This window comes from Salinibacterium sp. SWN167 (genome assembly GCF_015864665.1).
GTDB lineage: Bacteria > Actinomycetota > Actinomycetes > Actinomycetales > Microbacteriaceae > Rhodoglobus.
This window is the reverse complement of the sequence record NZ_JADYWU010000003.1, coordinates 220,958-239,476: the sequence shown is the minus strand read 5'-3', so window position 1 is coordinate 239,476 and position 18,519 is coordinate 220,958. Positions and strand designations below refer to the sequence as shown.

The window sequence follows — 18,519 nt, the reverse complement described above, 5'->3', positions numbered from 1 at the left end:
ACTTTTCTGCAGATTGTTTTCCTCTAGTGACAATTAGGCTCGTCACTATGGATTTCTACGAGACCACGCCCACGCACGACTTGACCTATTCCGACGTGTTTTTGGTGCCTAGCCACTCCTCGGTAGGCAGCCGGATGGCCGTCTCGCTGGCGCCCGGTGATGGAACGCCCGCAACCATTCCGCTCGTGGCATCCAACATGAACTCGGTGACCGGCCCTCGCCTGGCCGCCAGTCTGGCGCGACGCGGAGGACTCGGCGTGCTCCCGCAAGATCTCAGCGACGACGACATGGCTGAGGCTCTCGCGTGGGTTCGAAACCAACCCGTCGATCTCGACTCCGCCGTCTTTTTGAGCCCGAACGACACAGTAGAGAAAGCGCTGCTGCTGGTGCCTCCGCTGCCCGGCCACGGGGTTGTTCTCCAGAACGACGGCGAACTCGTTGGTGTGGTGGATGCCGAACAACTGGCCACGGCGATGCCCGGTGCCGCTCTGGGCGACATCGCCCGCGCCGACGCCCACGCGATTGACCGCACGGAGTTCGGCAGCGCTCGCGAACTCTTCGACCTTCTCGTCGAGCGGGGCCTCGGCTTCGCCCCGGTCGTTGAGGGCACTACGGTCGCAGGAACGACCAGTAAGACCAGCGCGCTCCGTTCCACGCTCTACACTCCAGCCCTCGACGGCGACGGTAAACTCGCGGTCGCCGCAGCCCTCGGAATTAACGGTGATGTTGGTGCCCGCGCTCGTGCTCTCGTCGTCGCCGGCGCGTGCGCTCTCGTTCTCGACACCGCACACGGACACCAAGAAGGCATGGTGCGGGCTATCGAAACCGTCGCCGCCCTTGACCTCGGCGTACCGCTGGTTGCAGGCAACGTAGTGACGAGCGCCGCTGTACGTGACCTTGTCGAAGCAGGAGCAACCATCATCAAGGTCGGGGTTGGCCCCGGCGCCATGTGCACCACGCGCATGATGACCGCGGTCGGTCGTCCGCAGTTCTCCGCAGTGCTCGAGACGGCGGCAACCGCGCGCGAACTCGGCGCCCACGTGTGGGCTGACGGCGGGGTGCGCTACCCGCGCGACGTTGCGCTCGCGCTCGCCGCTGGGGCGACATCCGTCATGATCGGTTCGTGGTTTGCCGGCACGATCGAAGCCCCTGGCGAACTGCGTCACGATGATGCCGGTGCGCTCTACAAAACCAGCTGGGGGATGGCGTCAACCAAGGCAGTGCGGGCCCGTTTTGGTGGCCTTGATGCCTATGATCTCGCTCGCAAGGAACTCTTCGCCGAGGGAATTTCAGGCTCCAAGATTTATCTTGACCCGGCTCGACCGTCTATCGACGACCTCGTGGACATGATCACCTCGGGGGTGCGCAGCTCGTGCACCTATGCTGGCGCGGCCACTCTGAGGGAGTTCCGCGAGCGGGCGTTGGTGGGAATCCAGTCCGCTGCCGGGTACGAAGAGGGAAAGGCGCTGCCCGTGAGCTGGTAGTACATCGGTGGTTACTGAGGAATCTGTCCTATAATCGAGCCCATAATGGACGACCCTCCCTCTAGTTGTCGCCGGGGCCCTTCTCCGTGCGACCATCACCTGTTTCTCGCCCGTTCTCTACCTACCTCCGCGGCTGGAGGTGAACTGTCATGAATGAATGGCTTCTCCTCGCCGCTGGCCTCGTGCTGACTGTCGGCACTGGCTTCTTCGTCGCCTCTGAATTTGCTCTCGTCAACCTCGATCGCTCCGATCTTGAGTCACGACAAGAGCGTGGCGAAAAGCGACTTGCCCCCATAATCGCGGCGCTCAAGCACACCTCGACTCATCTTTCGAGCGCGCAACTGGGCATCACCCTCACGACTCTTCTCGCGGGTTACACCCTCGAACCTGCATTCAGCATTTGGCTATCGATTCCGCTCGGTGAAGTGCTGCCTGACGGCGTCGTGGTCGTGCTCGCTAGCGTGCTGGCCATCACGTTTGCCACGCTGCTCTCCATGATTGTGGGCGAGCTGGTTCCCAAGAACTTCGCTCTCGCGTTGCCACGCGCCACCGCAAAATTCGTTGTGCCGTTCCAAGTTCTTTTTACGACGGTGTTCAAGCCTGCTGTGAGCCTGCTCAACAACACGGCAAATGCGATCCTCCGCTCTGTGGGAATCGAACCGAAAGAAGAACTTTCGGGCGCACGCACGGCAGAGGAGCTAACGTCGCTCGTTCGCCGTTCGGCTAGCCAAGGCAGCCTCGAAGCGGACACGGCCACCCTGCTCGCGCGCACCCTCGCCTTTGCCGATCACACGGCGCAAGACGTGATGACGCCTAGGCCGCGGGTCGACAGCATCGACCGCACCGACAGTGCGCAAGACGTCATTGACCTCGCTAAGCGCACCGGCTTCTCTCGCTTCCCCGTAATCGACGACAGCATCGACGATGTCGTGGGCTTTGTGCACATCAAGCAGGCTGTTGCGGTGCCGCACAAGAAGCGTGCCGACGTGCCCGTTTCTGCACTGCAAACCGAAGCGCTTCGGGTGCCAGAAACGATGCGACTGGATGCCCTCCTCGCCGAACTTCGCGGACGTGGCTACCAAATGGCTGTTGTCGTTGACGAATACGGCGGAACTGCCGGAGTCGCCACGCTCGAAGACCTCGTGGAAGAACTCGTCGGCGAAGTGTCCGACGAGCACGACCGTTCGAAAGCAGATGTGGTGCGCTCGCGTGACTGGTTCACCTTCCCCGCAATTCTGCGCCCCGATGAGCTTCTCGAGCGCACCGGCGTTGAGGTCCCCGAAGAGGGCCCTTACGAAACGGTCGCAGGTTGGCTCATGAGCGAACTCGGCCGAGTGCCGCGCACCGGCGACACCATTACCGCCGCTGGCGGAGTGTTCCGCATTGAACGACTGGAAGGTCGACGCATCGACCGCGTGAGGTTTACCCCCGATCCCATTGACACCACGAGCGATGCTGAGGTGGTGCGCTAATGGATGTCTGGGGAATCATCTGGCTTTTCGTTCTACTGATCATCAACGCCTTCTTCGTCGGGGCAGAGTTTGCCGTCATTTCGGCACGACGCTCACAGATTGAGCCGCTTGCGGCATCCGGTTCACGCTCGGCAAAGACCGCGCTATGGGCGATGGAACACGCAACGCTTATGCTCGCGGCGTGCCAATTGGGCATCACAGTGTGTTCGCTGCTGATTCTGAATGTGTCAGAACCGGCCATTCACCACTTGCTTGAGGTGCCGTTGGCGCTGACTGGCCTCAGCGAAGAACTGATCAGCACGATCGCGTTTATTCTTGCGCTGATCATCGTGTCGTTCTTGCACGTTGTGCTCGGCGAAATGGTGCCGAAGAACCTGTCGTTCTCGATTCCTGATCGTGCGGTGCTGATTCTGGCGCCGCCGCTCGTGTTCATCGCGACAGTCTTCCGCCCGATCATCGTTGCCCTCAACGCGACAGCGAATGGCATCCTGCGACTCTTCAATGTCGTGCCTAAGAACGAAGCGAACAGTGTCTTCACGCTCGACGAAGTGGCCACGATTGTGGCGCAATCGAAACGAGAAGGTGTGCTGATGGATGCCGGTGGCACCCTCACCGGCGCGTTCGAGTTCACCTCCAAAAAGGTTCGCGATGTCGCTATCCCGATGTCGGGGCTCGTCACGTTGCCCGAGGACGCTACCCCTGCCGATCTCGAAAAGGCGGTCGCTCAGCGCGGATTCTCGCGCTACATCCTGCTCAATGACGCGGGAGAGCCCACGGGGTATTTGCATTTGAAGGACGTCATTGACCTCGACGAGAGCGAATTCTCGGAGCCGGTGCCGCCCAAGCGGATTCGTCAGCTCATCTCGATGTACTGCGAGACCGACCTTGAAGATGCGCTGGCGACAATGCGTCGTTCAGGAGTGCACGTTGCTCGCAGCTTCGACGCGACCGGTGAAACTACCGGTGTGCTGTTCCTCGAAGACATCATCGAAGTGCTCGTGGGCGAAGTTCAAGACGCCACCCGGCGTCGCTAACAGCGTTCTCAACTATCGTTGACATCCATGGATACTGAGTCGATGTGGGGTGCTGCTGAGGCGGCACGTCACATCGCTCTGCCCCAGGACTCCGATGACAAGTATTCCCGCGGGGTGCTTGGGCTGATTACAGGGTCGGCGCAGTATCCGGGAGCCGCCGTTATCGGTGTTGAAGCCGCTGCTCGAACCGGCGTCGGGATGATCCGCTACCTCGGTGCTGAGCGTGCCGAAAACCTGATCCTCCAGCGTCGCCCCGAAGCGGTGATGGCTGACGGTCGCGTGCAGGCCTGGCTCATTGGCTCGGGCATGGACTATGCCAATCGCGAGCCCGTGTCCGAAAAACACATCACTGCCGCCCTGAGCCAGAACGTTCCCCTCGTGCTCGACGGGGGAGCCCTTGACGTGGTTCGCCGCGTGAGCACCCCAACCGTAATCACCCCGCACTATCGTGAACTTTCCCGGCTGCTTGACGAGCCTGTCGACGAGATCGCTGCGGCACCCCGGGACTGGGCGGAATCCGCTGCCACCCGACTCGGCTGCACCGTGCTGCTCAAGGGGCACACGACGTACATCACCGACGGAGTAACGACGGTCGCGGTGGCGGCAGCACCAGCCTGGTTGGCTACCGCTGGCGCTGGAGACGCCCTCGGCGGCATCCTCGGGGCACTGGTCGCAACGCACAGTGACGCGGTGCTTGCTGATCCGGCACAGCTCGTGGGGCTCGGTGCTACCGCGTCGTACATTCATGGTCGTGCGGCGCAGCTCGCCAGTGCCGGGGGACCACTCACCATCCTTGACCTGTGTGCTCACGTGCCTCACATCGTCGCGGAGCTTGTCGCGGTCGCTGGCGACAGTGCGCCTGCTCCCGCGCCAGCGTGCTGAACCGCCACACGGTCAGTGCCTTCGCGCTCTGGCTTCTCTTTATCGCGGTGCACCTCCTGCTGGGCTTGCTCAACCTTCAGGGCCCCGGAAACCCCTTTGGGGATGTCACTATTGTGTACGCAGGCTGGGCGCAGCAGGCCTATGTCTCAGGCATCGTGGTGGGCGTCGATATGCCGTGGGTGTATCCGCTACTCGCGATCGTGCCGATTCTCGCGTCAGTCACCTTCGGTATCGGCCACATCGGGGCGACGTGGCTGGCGCTCGTCATGCTCCTCAACCTCGTCGCGCTGGGGTTTCTCACCCGTTGGGGTCGCTCCCGCGCGGGAGTGATTATCGGATGGTGGTGGCTGATCTTCTTGCTGGCCCTCGGACCGATTGCGCTCGGTCGCATTGACGCGGTGACGGTGGCGGTCGCGCTTGTCGGAGTGCGGCTGCTGAGCAGGCACCCCCGAGCGGCAGGCATCGTGTTGGCGTGTGCCACCTGGATCAAGGTGTGGCCTGCAGCGCTCCTGCTCGCGGCGTTCATCACGTTGCGTCATCGTTGGGCTATCGCGATTGCCGCAGCGGGAACAACAGCCACCGTGGTCGTATTCGCACTGCTGGCAGGCTCAGGGATGAACGTGTTCAGCTTTGTGAGTGAGCAGACAGGCCGCGGCATTCAAATTGAGTCTCCGATTGCCGGGTTCTGGCTTTGGCAGGCTGTGGCGGGCGTGCCCGACACTTTTATCTACTACGACGCCTCGATTCTCACTTTTCAAGTGACCGGAGCCGGAGTGCAACTCGCGGCGGCCCTCATGACACCGCTGCTGGGAGTGGTCATTCTTGTTATTGCTGTGCTGGGCGTGAGAGCAACGCGCGCGGGCTCCTCAACTCTGGGCGTTCTTTCGATGTTGAGTCTCGCCCTCGTGACCGCGCTCATCGTGGTCAATAAGGTCGGCTCGCCTCAGTTTGTTGGCTGGCTCGCGGTACCGATCGTTCTTGGGCTGCTCATCGCGCGCGCCGAGGGGTCGCTTCGGTTCCGGCTGCCCGCGGCGCTCGCCCTCGTCATTGCCGCCCTTACCCAACTGGTGTATCCGTACTTTTATGACCAGCTTTTGGCTGCCAACCCCATCATGGTCGCCATCCTGACCGTGCGAAACGTGCTCCTTCTCGCCCTTCTGGTGTGGGCGATCGTGCAGCTCGTACGGCTCGGTTCTCGCTCGTCTGCGAGCGGGGAACAGACGCCGCAGCCGTTCTTCTCAACCCCATTCAGCCCATCCCTCGAACGCCCCTCGGCAAAGGAGTCAGTATGATCGTCGCATTCTCAATCGCACCCAGTGGTGGTTCCGACGGAACCGATTCAGTCCACGATGCCGTCGCTGCCGCTGTAAAAGTGGTGCGCGAATCAGGGCTACCGAACCAGACTGACTCGATGTTTACGACGATTGAGGGGGACTGGGACGAGGTTTTTGCGGTGGTGAAAGCCGCGACAGAAGCTGTCGGGCAATTTGGTTCGCGGGTCTCGCTCGTGCTGAAGGCCGACATCCGCCCCGGTCGCACCGGTGAGATGACCGGCAAGCTCGAGCGTCTCGAAGAAGCACTCCTTCGCGCCGACAGCTAACGGTCGTCGGCGTGCCGTCGGATGACGGCACCTGCTCTTAACGAACAAACCGCGCTGGATCCGCGTGAAGCGGAGTCAGTGCGGTTTGTTGTTGCGACCAGAACGGCGCGGTAAGGCTTAAAGGTGGTGCATCGTGTCGGTCTCGATGAGGATGCCGTCTTCGAGAGCACGCTTGCGCAGCGCTACCTTGGTGCCGACATCGAAGCCCGCGACGCGGTACTTCTCGCGAATGCGCTTGAGGTAGCTCTTGGCGGTCTCTTCAGAGATGCTGAGTTGGTAGGCGACCGACTTGACGGGCTCGCCGCCGCCGTAGAGCGCCATGACGCGACGTTCTTGAGCACTCAGCTTGGGGGCTCCACCGATTTCGTCGGCGTTGATCGCCAAGTCGAGCTCGGCCGAAATGAACGATTCGCCCTTGGATGCTGCCCGAATTGCTTCCACAATCATGTCAGCGTCTTCGCTCTTGACGAGGTAGCCGAGGGCGCCGGCGGCGAGAGCTTCGCGAACCACGTTGGGCTCGGAATAGGTGCTCATCAGGACGACGCGAACGTTCATGGACTTGAGAGTGTTGATCTTGAGCGAGACCGGGATGTTGTCTTTGAGGTCAAGGTCGAGCAGCACAACGTCGACAGGGAACTCTGGGTGGATTGTGAGTTCGGGCCACGTTGGCACGGCGACAACCATGTCGATGTCGGCTGCGGCCTGACGAATCCACTCGGTGAGCGCACCGAGCAACATTCGGTGGTCGTCAACGAGTGCGAGCCGGATGCGCTTTGTTGGTTCAGTCACGATTAGTTCCTCTGGTCGTTCGTCTTATCTTACGAAAATTATTGGTCAGCGGGGTTTTCGACAAGGCATTCAATGTCGAGGCGCAGGCTGGAGTTCTCTATGGAGTCGGTATACGTTCCGACCTTCGCGACCGCTTCCCACGTGGAAGCGTCAACACGATTTCGTGCCACTCCGGTCGAGGTGATCGAGATTCCGACTGCCACTTTGTCTTCGAAACCAGATGCCAAAACGGTAGTTGATGGCGCGATCGTGATGTGGACGGAGTTTTTGGCCCCGCGTTTGGTGGTGTCAGTCACAAAGAGCCACGCAGTCGAGAGCAAGCCGTCGCGCTGGGTGGGGTCGAGCAAACCGGCAAGGCTTCCCTTGTCGGTAAGTGTTACCGATTTGCCGAGCAGGTCAGACTCGGTGATCGCATGATAGAGCCAGGTTTCGCGGCGGCCCTCAATGAGGTGCAGTCGCAATTCGGTGGCGAGGGATGCCGCCGTCGAGGCAATTTTGGGTTGCAGAGGCAGCTTGGTCGAACCGTTTGCCACCGAGTCGAGCAGCTTTTCTGCGGCGAGGTCGAGGCGGGCAAGTTCTTCGGATGCCATCATGCCGACGGCAAAACGTGGTGCGGTGAGGGTGCTCTGAACGAGCACGCGGTCGAGCTCGACCTGCACGAGTTGGCGGAAGTTGACGATGAGGGAGAGACCAATCACGGTGGGGAGCACGGCGAACGCCACGGTGGTGATCTGCGGAGCAATATTGTCTTCAGTCAGGGGCACGTTCACCACGATGGCGGCGGCTAATCCTGCGCCGACCGCAGAGACAGCGATGATGATGTCGGCGCTCGGGCGAACCGTCAGCACAAGAAGTAACGCCATTCCGGCCGCAACCGCGGAGGTCGCGTGGCCGCCGATGTTGTGTAGATCCCAGATGGCGAAGATGTCGAGCGCCATGACGGCGGCGAGGCCAACAAGGAAGAGAACGAACATCCAGAGCGGAAGTTGTCCGCTAGTGAGCTGCACTAACGTGATGGTGCCGATGATGATGACGATCAGGAGCACCCACGCAATGGCTGCCGCAACAGGATTGGGGTAGATGTCCCATTGGATGACGAGCCACACGAGGCCGTAGATTGCGCGAAGGCTCACGAGAATGGCCGCTCCGATGCCGACGAAGCCGGTGCCGAGTCCGATGAGTCGGGGAGTGTCGTCGCCCGCGAGGCGCCGGACAGCGGCGCTCTTGGCATGGCGTGGTTTGCCGCCGACGATGACGCCGAGAGTGTTTTCTTCGGGGGGAGCGTAGGTCATCGGGGAACCTCCAAGACAACGGTGGTTCCGGAGCCGGGGGTGGAGAACAGTCGAGCTTGTCCGCCGACTTCTTTCAAGCGTGCGACAACGGACTCTTTGAAGCCGAGGCTCGCCGAATCAACATCGTCGAGGATGAAGCCGACACCGGAGTCGGTGATCATGGCTCGAACGGTCGTGTTGTCTTCGGTGATCGTGACGTGAGCTTCGGTGACGCCGGAGTGGCGGCGAACGTTTTCGAGGCATTCAGCGAGGGCGAGCAGGAAGGCGTCGAGAACGTCGCTGGGGAGCAAAACCTGGCCGGTGCCATGCCAGCTGACTTCGAGTCCCATGCGGCCGAAACGTTGCTTGACTGATTCGAGCGTTGTGCCGAGCACTGTCTCGCTTACGGGGGCGCTCAGGTTGTAGTCGCCGGATGCTTGCGGCGTGGGGGTGGCACCGAGGCGAAGTTGACGCAAAAGTCGAGCATCGTCGCCGGCCTGCTGGCGCATGGCCTCTGCTGAAACGCCGACACCGGAGTGGGCGAGCAGTGTGAGAGTGGCCAGAACTGTGTCGTGAAGCAGGCGAGCACCCTGACGACGCTGGGCTTCGGTCTCGCTGGCTTGGCGTTCTGCGCGGTGGGCACGACCAATGCTCGCGATGCGGCGTACGGCTTGTGGAACGCCCGAGCTAATCCAGAAGCCGATGAGGGCGGCAAGGATCCAGCCGAAGATCGCGAGGGCGAGAGTGCGCACGGGCGGTTGGAACGGTGCGAGCGAAATAATGGTGACGCTCGCTACGGCGAGAAAACTGAGGAGCAATACGATGCGGCGCAGCAGCGTGGTCGTCAAAACGATGGCAAGACAGGCGAGGGATGCTGACGAGAGTTGGGCCACGGCAGAAAGCCCTGCTTGGCTCGGCCCACCCGGTGTGCCCGCGATAAGAAGGATTGCGATGATGCCCACCACGAACGAGGGAATGACCCAGCCGATCGAGCGGCTGTTTCCCGTTTGGAACTGCAACACGGCCATGACCGCATAGAGCGGGAGGCACAGCAGCAGCGTCGTTGTCGACACTGCCCCCGGGATGCTGAGGCATACGACCGAAACGATCAGAAAACTAAGACTCGCTACTCGCGCAGTGCGCTGAAGTAGGCGATCTCGTTCTTTCGTAGTGAGGTCCATTTGTGGCAATGTTTGCACATTTCGTACCTCTCTCGGGGGTGACGCACCGCCGATTGTCATGAGAAAGCGACATTTTTTCGCCCAACACGCTCGGTGTCGGACGATTCTCAGCAAATTTAGAGAGCGAGTAAGCGTTCCAACTGGGCGCTCACGAGCGCATCCTCAATCAAGAAACCGTCGTGGCCGAATGGGGAATGGATGACGTGCGGCAGCGCGCCGTCGATGTTGCCAGGCAGGTGCTCGGCAATGATCTCTTGGCCGGACACGGGGAAGAGTCGATCGCTGTCGATGCCCAGCACGAGCGCGGGCATCGTGGCGCGCGCCAGTGCTTGAGCGACGGTGCCGCGACCGCGGGCAATGTCGTGGGAGCTCATTGCTTCGACGAGAGTGACGTAGCTGTTGGCATCAAAGCGGCGCGCAAATTTGTTGCCGTGAAAGTCGAGGTAGCTTTCGACGGCATAGCGGCCGCCCTTGCCCCACGGGCTCACTTCGCTTTGCCACGTGCGGGCGAAGCGTTCATTGAGCTCGTCGGAAGAGCGGTAGTTGAGCAGTGCGAGGCGACGTGCGAGAGCGAGCCCGCGGTGGGGTCCATCGCCATCGGCGGCGTCGTAGTACGCACCATCAGCGAAGGCAGGATCGGTGCGCAACGACTCGACCTGAACCGAGTTATGAGCGATCTGGTCGGCTGTGGAGACAGGCGGTGCGGCCAAAACGGCTACCTTCTCGACGCGATCAGGATGCGCGACCGCCCATTCCAGAGCATGCATGCCCCCCATCGAGCCGCCGATCACCGCGGCCCACTTGTCGATACCGAGGGCGTCGCTCAGGGCGACCTGCGCGGCTACCTGATCGCGGATCGTGATGAAGGGAAAGCGGGCGCCGAACTCGGCTCCGTCGGGCGCGTGAGATGCCGGACCGGTGCTGCCCTGACAGCCACCCAAGATATTGGGAGAGACGACGAACCAGCGGTCTGTATCGATGGCTTTGCCTGGGCCGACAAGATCGTTCCACCATCCGGCAGTGGCGTGCCCGTTTCCGGGGTTGCCGACAATGTGGCTATCACCGGTGAGGGCGTGGGCGACGAGAATCGCGTTCGACGCGTCGTCGTTGAGAGTGCCGTGAGTTTCGTAAGCGATACGCGCTGAGGGAAGGCGGCGGCTGAACTCTAAAGCGAGATCGGTGATGGTGACGAACTGGCGTTGACCTACCGGATCGCCCTCGCGCCACGCGCCCGTCGCCGGGGGCTTGCCGAGGAGTGAACGCACGTTTGCGTCAGTGATGAATGCCGAAGGAACAGTGTCTTCAGGTGTCTGCCAGTCCATGTCGCCTTAAGTATCGCGAACTATTCTGTGTGGCACGAAATTATTACGAAGCTGGTGGCTGCCGACCGCGTTAACGAGGCAGTGGCGGCAGCACTCCGAAGAGCACTGCCGCCACTGGTGAAGCCAGCAGTCTTAGACGCGGGCGCGAGCCTCTGCGGCTGTCGCGCGGGCGGCATCGAAACCGGTTTGCAGGTCGGCCTTGATGTCCTCGATGTTCTCGAGGCCCACCGAGAGACGCACCAGTCCTGGTGTGACTCCGGCGGTCAACTGCTGCTCGGGGGAGAGCTGCGAGTGGGTCGTCGATGCGGGGTGAATGATGAGGCTGCGCACGTCACCGATGTTGGCGACGTGGCTGAAGAGTTCGACGCTGTTCACGAACGAGCGGCCAGCATCCACTCCACCCTTGAGTTCGAAGGAGAGAACTCCACCGACACCCTTGGGCGCGTATTTGTTGGCGTTCGCGTACCACGGGCTCGAGGGGAGTCCGGCGTAGTAGACCGTGTCAACATCGTCGTGGCTGTCGAGCCATTCGGCGATTGCTTGAGCGTTCTGCACGTGACGCTCAATGCGCAGGCTGAGCGTTTCGATGCCCTGGATGAGCGAGAAAGCGCTGTCGGGGGAGATGGCCGAACCAAGGTCGCGCAGCAACTGAACGCGAGCCTTGATGATGTACGCGATGCCATCGCCAAGAACGCCGGTGTAGCTGGCGCCGTGGTACGACGGGTCAGGCTCGGTGAGACCGGGGAACTTGTCAACGTTCTTCGACCACTCGAACTTGCCGCCATCGACGATGACTCCACCCAGAACCGTGCCGTGACCGCCCAAGAACTTGGTGGCGGAATGAACGATGATGTCGGCGCCGTGCTCGAACGGACGAATCAGGTACGGAGTTGCGATGGTGTTGTCGACGATGAGGGGAACACCCGCAGCGTGGGCCACATCGGCAACGAGCTCGATGTCGAGAACGTTGATGCGCGGGTTACCGATGGTCTCCGCGAAGAGGAGCTTGGTGTTGGGGCGGATAGCGGCAGCCCACTCGGCAGCGTCATCCTGATTCTCAACGAAGGTGGTCTCGATGCCGAGCTTCGCGAGCGTGTACTTGAAGAGGTTGTAGGTTCCGCCGTAGACAGACGACGACGAGACGATGTGGTCGCCGGCCTGTGCAATGTTGAGCACGGCGAAGGTCGTTGCCGACTGGCCGGAAGCGAGCAACAGTGCTGCGGTTCCGCCCTCGAGAGCGGCAACGCGCTGTTCGACGACATCCTGAGTGGGGTTCTGGATGCGGGTGTAGATGTTTCCGAATTCGGCCAGCGCGAAGAGGTTCTTGGCGTGATCCGCGTTGTTGAAGACATACGCGGTCGTCTTGTAGATCGGTGTGGCCCGCGAGTTAGTCGTGGGGTCAGGCTGCGCGCCCGAGTGGATCTGCTTGGTTTCGAAGTTCCAGTCGCTCACGGCGGCCTCCTAGGTCGGTTGGTGGATCGGGATGTCCGCCACACTGTGAGCCTAAGCAGGCCCCGTGGGGCGGTCAATCACTCGTGAAATATGTCGTAACTCAACGTTTTTTAGTAGACAGATCTGTCTCTTTGGGCACGGGCACAAAAACCCAGTTCGGTTTGGGCTCGATAATCGGCCGGAAAATCTTCTTGATCAACGGAGTCGACAGTACGAGAGCGATACCGATTGAGCCGAGCACCATGCTCACGAGCCACATCGCCGAGGACTGTTCATCGAGCAGCAGCCCGCTTTCGCGAAGCGGATAGAGGATGAAGCTGTGGAGGAGGTAGACGTACATGGTGGCTTGGCCGGCATCTGTGATCCAGGTGTGGCGGCGCGGAACCAGAGCGAAGAATGCTGCACTCAAAATGATGGCGAGGGCGATAAGTCCGAGGCGCACGGCGCCAGCCCACCACTGGTCTTCACCGAGGCCCTTATAGGAGTCGTCGTAAAAGAACCAGAAGCGCAGGTTGATGGTGCGCCACAGCTCGATGTTGCTGAGGATGACGGCCATCAACCCGAAGAAGATCGTGACCGCGAGTGCCCGAATGAGCACGACCGAGCGTTCGGCGACCTTCCAGCGCTCCATGAGCTTCCACTCATTGAGTTTCCACCCCAGCACGAAGAAGGGCAGGATGCCGATGGCGCGAGAGAGCGAGAAGGTGCTGTCAACGTTGTCGAAGTACCCGACCCCGACGGAGCCGATGATTGCCCACAGCAGCGGCCAGCGCAATAGTGCGAGGTACGGGAGCACCAGGCGGAAGATGCCGAGAGCAAGAAGGAACCAGAGCGTCCAGCTGGGCTTCGACGGGTTCAGATCGGTTGTTCCCTCGGTAAAGAACTTCACGATTGACCAGATGGCTTCCATGATGAAATACGGCAGCAAAATGTCGGTAAGAACCCGACGCATCTGAAGCGCCGATGGCGGTCCGGGCTTCGAGAAATAGCCACTGATGATCGCGAAGGCGGGCATGTGGAACGCGTAGATAAAGAGGTACAGCGCTAAGGCGTTGTTGGAGTCGTACGTGAGCCGCTGGATGCCGTGGCCAATCACCACGAGGGTGACGGCGAGAAAGCGCGCGTTGTCCCAGTGGGGGAGTCGCACTTTGGGGGCGCGCGCAGGCGGCGAAGTGGTGAGAGAAGCTCCGGTCATTCGTTGAAGTGTAATCGGCATCGCCGTGAGCTTCGTGTGCCTTTTCCCGGGTTGTGGGAACTAGATTGAACCGACAGTTCGCTGCAGAAAACCTTTCAGGAGACAAATGACCACCGTGCTCGTTACCGGCGCCTCTGGCTTCATCGCCAAACACATTGTTCGCGAATTGCTGGAGAGTAACTACTCGGTGAAAGCCGCCGTGCGCTCCGGAACGCGACAGGCTCAAGTCGAGGCTTTGTTTCCCGGTGCCGCCCTGAGCTTTGTCTCCCTCGACCTGCTCTCCGACAAGGGCTGGGCCGAGGCGATGGCCGGGGTAGACGTGCTTCTTCACACCGCGTCACCTTTCCCGGTGGATGAGCCCAAAGATCCTCAGGAACTCATTCGTCCCGCTGTCGAGGGCACTCGGCGCGCACTGGCGGCGGCACAGGCCGCGGGAGTGCGCCGCGTCATCCTCACCTCCAGTTGCGCCGCAATCTATAAAGATTCCACCAAGCCGCGAATGGATGTCTCGACGCTCGCGAATTGGACCGACCCGACGCATCCCGACACCACCGCTTATGAAGCATCCAAAACCTTGGCAGAGCGAGCTGCATGGCAGTTCGTGGCCGAGCATCCTGAAATGCAGCTCACCACGATCAACCCGGGCGCTGTGTTTGGACCGCCCATGGACGAGCACTACGCGACTTCTTTGGCGTACGTAGAGCGCTTCCTCGGGGGCGTTGACCCGGCTTACCCGAAGTCGAATCTGCCCATCGTGGATGTCCGTGACGTTGCGCGCATGCACGTCGCTGCGATTGATGCCCCTGTGGCAATCGGAAAACGGTATCCGGCGAATGCGGGCGCGATGATGATTGCTGAAGCGAGCACGGTACTCAAGAATGTCTATCCCGAGCGCAGGATCACGACTCGGCAATTGCCCAACTGGCTGGTGAAAGTTGTGGCGCCGTTCAACCCCGCAGTGCGGGCTCTTGCCGGTTCCATTCAACGCAACCTTGACGTTGACGGCTCGGACGCCCCGCGTGACTTGGGCTTCACCTACATTTCGTCGACGGATGCCATTCTGGCAGCAGCCGAATATCTTGTAGCGAACGAGCGCTAGCGCCGCTGTTCCGTGCGCCAGATCAGCATCCGGTGGCTGGGTGCTGGCCGGAGCCACTACTTTTAAAGCATGGCGATCAAGCGAGTAGTAGTTACCGGCGCAAGTTCAGGCATTGGCGAAGCGACTGCTCGCCGTTTCGTGAAGCACGGCTGGCAAGTCGTTGCTGTTGCGCGACGTGAGGAACGGCTCGCGGCGCTCGCAGCAGATACGGGCGTTGACACGTTCGTTGCCGATGTCACCAAACAGGATGACGTCGACGCGCTCGCGGCCTTCTTGCGTGAGCTCGGCCCCATCCACGCTCTCGTTAACAACGCGGGTGGTGCGCTCGGCGTCGCCAGTGTTGAAGACAGCGACGCGGATGACTGGATCCGCATGTTCGACGTGAATGTTGTGGGAACGAAGCGAGTGACCAGTGCGCTGTTGCCGCTGTTGCGCGAAGGAATCGCGGAGGGCGATACGGCCAGCATCCTCATGATCACGTCGATCGCAGCAACGGTGCCCTATGAGGGCGGTAGCGGCTACAACGCCGCGAAGTTTGCCCAGCATGCGCTCACCGCAGTGCTGCGGTTAGAGCTCGCGGGGGAGCCGATTCGTGTTATCGAGGTCGCTCCCGGCATGGTGAAGACCGAAGAGTTCGCGCTCGTTCGTTTTGGCGGCGATGCGGCCAAAGCCGACACCGTGTACGAGAATGTGCCCGATCCGCTCGTCGCCGACGACATCGCCGAAACGATTGTGCACGCCCTTGAACTTCCGCCGTTCGTCAACCTTGACCTCATTACGATCAAGCCCGTGGCTCAGGCCGCGCCGCACAAGATGATCAGAGGCGAGCTCAAGCCGCGCTAGTCGGCGACGGTAGTCTCTTCGCTCGCTTCGAGCTCGCCGATGTCGTCCACGACATCCGCGAACGCGAGTTTCGGCACCAAGAACAACAGCACCGCCGCGACGAGGGCGCCCGCACCACAGATTGTGAAGACCGTCAGGTAGCCGAACAGACTGGAGGCCGTTTCGGTGACGGCGGATGCCGCCCCGGCCAGCAGCACGATGGCGAAGATTGCGGAGGCGAACGATCCGCCAATGGTTTTGGTCGTGTTGGTGAGGGCGGTCGCGATGCCGGTCTGGCCGCGCGGAGCAGCGGCGGCGGCGGCAGCGGGGAGGGCGCCGACGAGCGCACCCGAGCCGAGACCCGCAATGCTCATGTTGAGGAACACACTCAGCACCGTCATGTGGAAGGGCAAGAACATCAGGTAACCGGCCGCCACCAAGAACGTGGCGACGATGAGCGCCACGCGAGGGCTCTTCCACTTGGAGAGGATCGGGAACAGCAGGGCACCCACGATCATCGAGACGAGATACGCGCCGATGATGTACGAAATCTCATCCGATTCCATCCCGAGGCCGTAGCCGTTGATCGGGTCGGTGCCGGCGAAGGTCGCAAGCGGAGCCTGGGCGCCGAGCAAACTGATACCGACGAGGCCCGCCGTGAGCTGGATGGGCCACATGCTCGGGTCGCGCAGCATCCGAAGATCGATCGCGGGGTCTTTCTGGCGTAGCTCGTAGCGACCCCACGGGATAAAGGTCGCGACACCGGCGAGCATGACGAGGTAGACCCACCACGCGCCGGGGCCGTTGATGCGTAAGAACGTGAGGCCCGAAGTGATGAGCAATAGGCCGATAGTGAGGAGCACGAAGCCCCAGAAGTCGAGGGTGCGGCCGGGCAGTGGTTTCGATTCGGGCACGCCGAAGAGGATGACGAAGAAGACGATGGTGACGGCGATGGCGGGGATCATGAGCGTCTGCTGCACATTTTCGCCGAAGAGTTTGAAGATACGGCCGCCACCGAGCGCGCCCATGATGGCGCCCGCTTCGAGGGCAACAACGAGGAAGCCCGCAGCGCGGCGGGTCTGGGATGCGCCCATACCGGTGACGCGGCCGCGGTCAAAGATCAGTGCGACTTCGAGCGGGAGCCAGACGACGTAGAACCCCTGCAGCGCCCACGCAATCAAGAAGCTCGTGAAGTCACCCGTGAACGCCAGCCACCAGGTTGCGCCGGCGGTCAGAACGGTCGAGATCAACAGGATGCGCTTGTGGCCGTGCATGTCGCCGAGTTTCGCGAGAATGGGAACCACAATGGCGCTCAACAGCAGCTGGGCGGCCTCGAACCAGTTGAAGTCAGCATCGCGGATGCCGAGGTGATCGACGATGTCGGGGATCAGGGGGATGTAGTACCCCTGAATGATTCCGCTCACCAGCTCGACAAAGAAGAGGTAGCCGATGAGGCCCATCGTGATGGCCCCGGATTTTCCGCGCAGGAATGACATGAACGGATGCTATCGGTAGACAGGCCGCGCATTAGCGTAGTGACATGGACTTGAGCAGTGTCGACCCCGGGTGGGCTCGTGAATTACACCCGTTAGAGGGTCAGCTGGAGGCGGTTGGCGCGTTTCTTGATGCCGAGAGCGCAGCCGGGCGACCCTGGCTCCCGGAACCGGATGCCGTACTCCGGGCCTTCGAAGCACCCTACGATCAGGTGCGCGTGCTCGTTGTCGGCCAGGACCCGTATCCGACGCCGGGGCACGCCGTAGGGCTCGCGTTCTCGGCCGACCGGGCGGTGCGACCGCTGCCGCGGAGCCTCAGCAACATCTACAAGGAACTGCACGACGACCTCGGCATCCCGCCCGCTGCGCACGCCGACCTGAGTGCGTGGCAGAGTCAGGGCGTTCTGTTGCTCAACAGGGTGCTGACAGTGCAGGCCGGGGTGACGGGCTCCCACCGTCGTCACGGTTGGGAAGAGATCACGGCGGCCGCGATTCGGGCGCTCGCGGCGAGGCCGCAACCTCTTGTTGCTGTGCTGTGGGGTAAGGAGGCGGCAGCCGTCGCGCCACTGCTGGGGGATACGCCGGTGATCGTGAGTGCTCACCCGAGCCCGCTGTCTGCGCGCCGCGGGTTCTTCGGTTCGAAGCCGTTTAGTCGGGTGAATGCGGCGCTTGAAGTGCAAGGGGCTGCCCCTATTGACTGGCGCGTTGACCGCTCACTCGACCTCTAAAATAGGAGTCGCGATACCCGCGACACGGGCAAGCGTCACCACGTGCAGCCTTCGCTAATCGCATTTTTGTCACGACACCTCAGGAGCAGCCATGGCACACCACTTTAGAGACGCCATCGCAGCGGACGATGCGGCGCTCGCCGAAATCTATGGCCACTACGTGAGCACGACCGTCGTCACTTTCGACATTGTTGAGGTCACTCCCGAGATCATGACCGCTAAGCGGGTCGCCGTGGAAGAGTCGGGGCTGCCGTTCATTGTCGCGGTCGACGACGAGGATCGCGTGCTCGGCTACGCCGCCATGTTCCCGTGGCGCCCCAAGGCCGCCTACAAGCGAACAGTGGAAGGCTCGATTTACCTCTCACCGGCTGCTACCGGGCAGGGCGTGGGCGGTGCGCTGCTGAACGAACTTATTGAACGCGGGCGCCAGTCCGGCATCCGCGAGATCATCGCCGTGATTTCGGATGACGGAGCCGACGCCTCCATTCACCTTCATAAGAAGCTGGGCTTCGAATCCATCGGGCATCTCACGCGCGTCGGCTTCAAGTTCGACCGCTGGGTCGGCACGTATCTGATGCAGAAGTCGATCGACGCGTAGCGCGGAGTCACGAACCCCGTACAAACGAACGGATGCCCGGCCTCCCCCGAGGGGAGAGCCGGGCATCCGCCGTTCTGATGGGTGGTGAGGGTCAGCG

At 61.6% G+C, this 18,519-nt stretch carries 17 protein-coding genes; 10 read left to right on the top strand and 7 right to left on the bottom strand.

Translation table 11 applies throughout. The features are described from left to right. Positions 1 to 47: 47 nt before the first annotated feature. From I6E60_RS14230 to I6E60_RS14205, 6 genes are all read left to right on the top strand, one after another. On the top strand, positions 48 to 1,484 hold the full coding sequence (locus I6E60_RS14230; protein ID WP_197181000.1) for a GuaB1 family IMP dehydrogenase-related protein: 1,437 nt from the start codon (positions 48 to 50) through the stop codon (positions 1,482 to 1,484). Between the two features lie 149 nt (positions 1,485 to 1,633). Further along, positions 1,634 to 2,956 carry a hemolysin family protein gene (locus tag I6E60_RS14225; protein WP_197180998.1) on the top strand — a complete coding sequence of 441 codons (1,323 nt, stop codon included), beginning with the start codon at positions 1,634 to 1,636 and terminating at the stop codon, positions 2,954 to 2,956. Then, positions 2,956 to 3,990 carry a hemolysin family protein gene (locus I6E60_RS14220; protein WP_197126465.1) on the top strand — a complete coding sequence of 345 codons (1,035 nt, stop codon included), beginning with the start codon at positions 2,956 to 2,958 and terminating at the stop codon, positions 3,988 to 3,990. Before I6E60_RS14225 ends, I6E60_RS14220 begins: the two co-directional genes overlap by 1 nt. A gap of 27 nt (positions 3,991 to 4,017) precedes the next feature. Then, entirely contained in the window at positions 4,018 to 4,872 is an 855-nt protein-coding gene (locus I6E60_RS14215; RefSeq protein WP_197180996.1) for an ADP/ATP-dependent (S)-NAD(P)H-hydrate dehydratase, read from the top strand. After that, positions 4,866 to 6,164 carry a glycosyltransferase 87 family protein gene (locus I6E60_RS14210; protein ID WP_197180994.1) on the top strand — a complete coding sequence of 433 codons (1,299 nt, stop codon included), beginning with the start codon at positions 4,866 to 4,868 and terminating at the stop codon, positions 6,162 to 6,164. Before I6E60_RS14215 ends, I6E60_RS14210 begins: the two co-directional genes overlap by 7 nt. Further along, positions 6,161 to 6,472: an MTH1187 family thiamine-binding protein gene (locus I6E60_RS14205; protein WP_197126471.1), complete on the top strand. Its 312-nt coding sequence runs from the start codon at positions 6,161 to 6,163 to the stop codon at positions 6,470 to 6,472. The genes I6E60_RS14210 and I6E60_RS14205 overlap by 4 nt, the downstream gene beginning before the upstream one ends. Positions 6,473 to 6,589: 117 nt before the next feature. On the opposite strand, the gene I6E60_RS14200 is transcribed toward I6E60_RS14205, so the two are convergent. The 6 genes from I6E60_RS14200 to I6E60_RS14175 form a co-directional block, all read right to left on the bottom strand. Next, the gene (locus I6E60_RS14200; RefSeq protein ID WP_197126473.1) at positions 6,590 to 7,261 is read right to left on the bottom strand and encodes a response regulator transcription factor; all 672 of its coding nucleotides are present in this window, start codon (positions 7,259 to 7,261) and stop codon (positions 6,590 to 6,592) included. Between the two features lie 38 nt (positions 7,262 to 7,299). After that, the gene (locus tag I6E60_RS14195; RefSeq protein ID WP_197126475.1) at positions 7,300 to 8,553 is read right to left on the bottom strand and encodes a hypothetical protein; all 1,254 of its coding nucleotides are present in this window, start codon (positions 8,551 to 8,553) and stop codon (positions 7,300 to 7,302) included. After that, positions 8,550 to 9,713, bottom strand: a complete 1,164-nt coding sequence (locus tag I6E60_RS14190; RefSeq protein ID WP_197126477.1) for a sensor histidine kinase — start codon at positions 9,711 to 9,713, stop codon at positions 8,550 to 8,552. Before I6E60_RS14190 ends, I6E60_RS14195 begins: the two co-directional genes overlap by 4 nt. A gap of 116 nt (positions 9,714 to 9,829) precedes the next feature. After that, positions 9,830 to 11,035, bottom strand: coding sequence for a homoserine O-acetyltransferase (locus I6E60_RS14185; RefSeq protein ID WP_197126479.1), 1,206 nt, complete (start codon positions 11,033 to 11,035; stop codon positions 9,830 to 9,832). Positions 11,036 to 11,167: 132 nt separating this feature from the next. Then, positions 11,168 to 12,487, bottom strand: coding sequence for a bifunctional o-acetylhomoserine/o-acetylserine sulfhydrylase (locus I6E60_RS14180; RefSeq protein ID WP_197126388.1), 1,320 nt, complete (start codon positions 12,485 to 12,487; stop codon positions 11,168 to 11,170). Between the two features lie 100 nt (positions 12,488 to 12,587). Continuing rightward, positions 12,588 to 13,682 carry an acyltransferase family protein gene (locus I6E60_RS14175; RefSeq protein WP_197180993.1) on the bottom strand — a complete coding sequence of 365 codons (1,095 nt, stop codon included), beginning with the start codon at positions 13,680 to 13,682 and terminating at the stop codon, positions 12,588 to 12,590. A gap of 106 nt (positions 13,683 to 13,788) precedes the next feature. Between I6E60_RS14175 and I6E60_RS14170 the strand changes: the two genes are divergently transcribed. Both I6E60_RS14170 and I6E60_RS14165 read left to right on the top strand, forming a co-directional pair. Further along, complete coding sequence (locus tag I6E60_RS14170; protein ID WP_197180990.1) at positions 13,789 to 14,781, top strand: NAD-dependent epimerase/dehydratase family protein; 993 nt, start codon at positions 13,789 to 13,791, stop codon at positions 14,779 to 14,781. Between the two features lie 69 nt (positions 14,782 to 14,850). Further along, positions 14,851 to 15,624 (top strand): SDR family oxidoreductase, encoded by a 774-nt coding sequence (locus I6E60_RS14165; protein ID WP_197126485.1) that lies wholly within the window; start codon positions 14,851 to 14,853, stop codon positions 15,622 to 15,624. Here the strand turns inward: I6E60_RS14165 and I6E60_RS14160 are convergent. Then, positions 15,621 to 17,099, bottom strand: a complete 1,479-nt coding sequence (locus I6E60_RS14160; protein ID WP_197126486.1) for an MFS transporter — start codon at positions 17,097 to 17,099, stop codon at positions 15,621 to 15,623. The genes I6E60_RS14165 and I6E60_RS14160 overlap by 4 nt on opposite strands. A gap of 44 nt (positions 17,100 to 17,143) precedes the next feature. Between I6E60_RS14160 and I6E60_RS14155 the strand changes: the two genes are divergently transcribed. Further along, positions 17,144 to 17,824: a uracil-DNA glycosylase gene (locus I6E60_RS14155; RefSeq protein WP_197180988.1), complete on the top strand. Its 681-nt coding sequence runs from the start codon at positions 17,144 to 17,146 to the stop codon at positions 17,822 to 17,824. 91 nt (positions 17,825 to 17,915) lie between these two features. Then, positions 17,916 to 18,422 (top strand): GNAT family N-acetyltransferase, encoded by a 507-nt coding sequence (locus tag I6E60_RS14150; protein ID WP_197126490.1) that lies wholly within the window; start codon positions 17,916 to 17,918, stop codon positions 18,420 to 18,422. Positions 18,423 to 18,519: the final 97 nt, after the last annotated feature.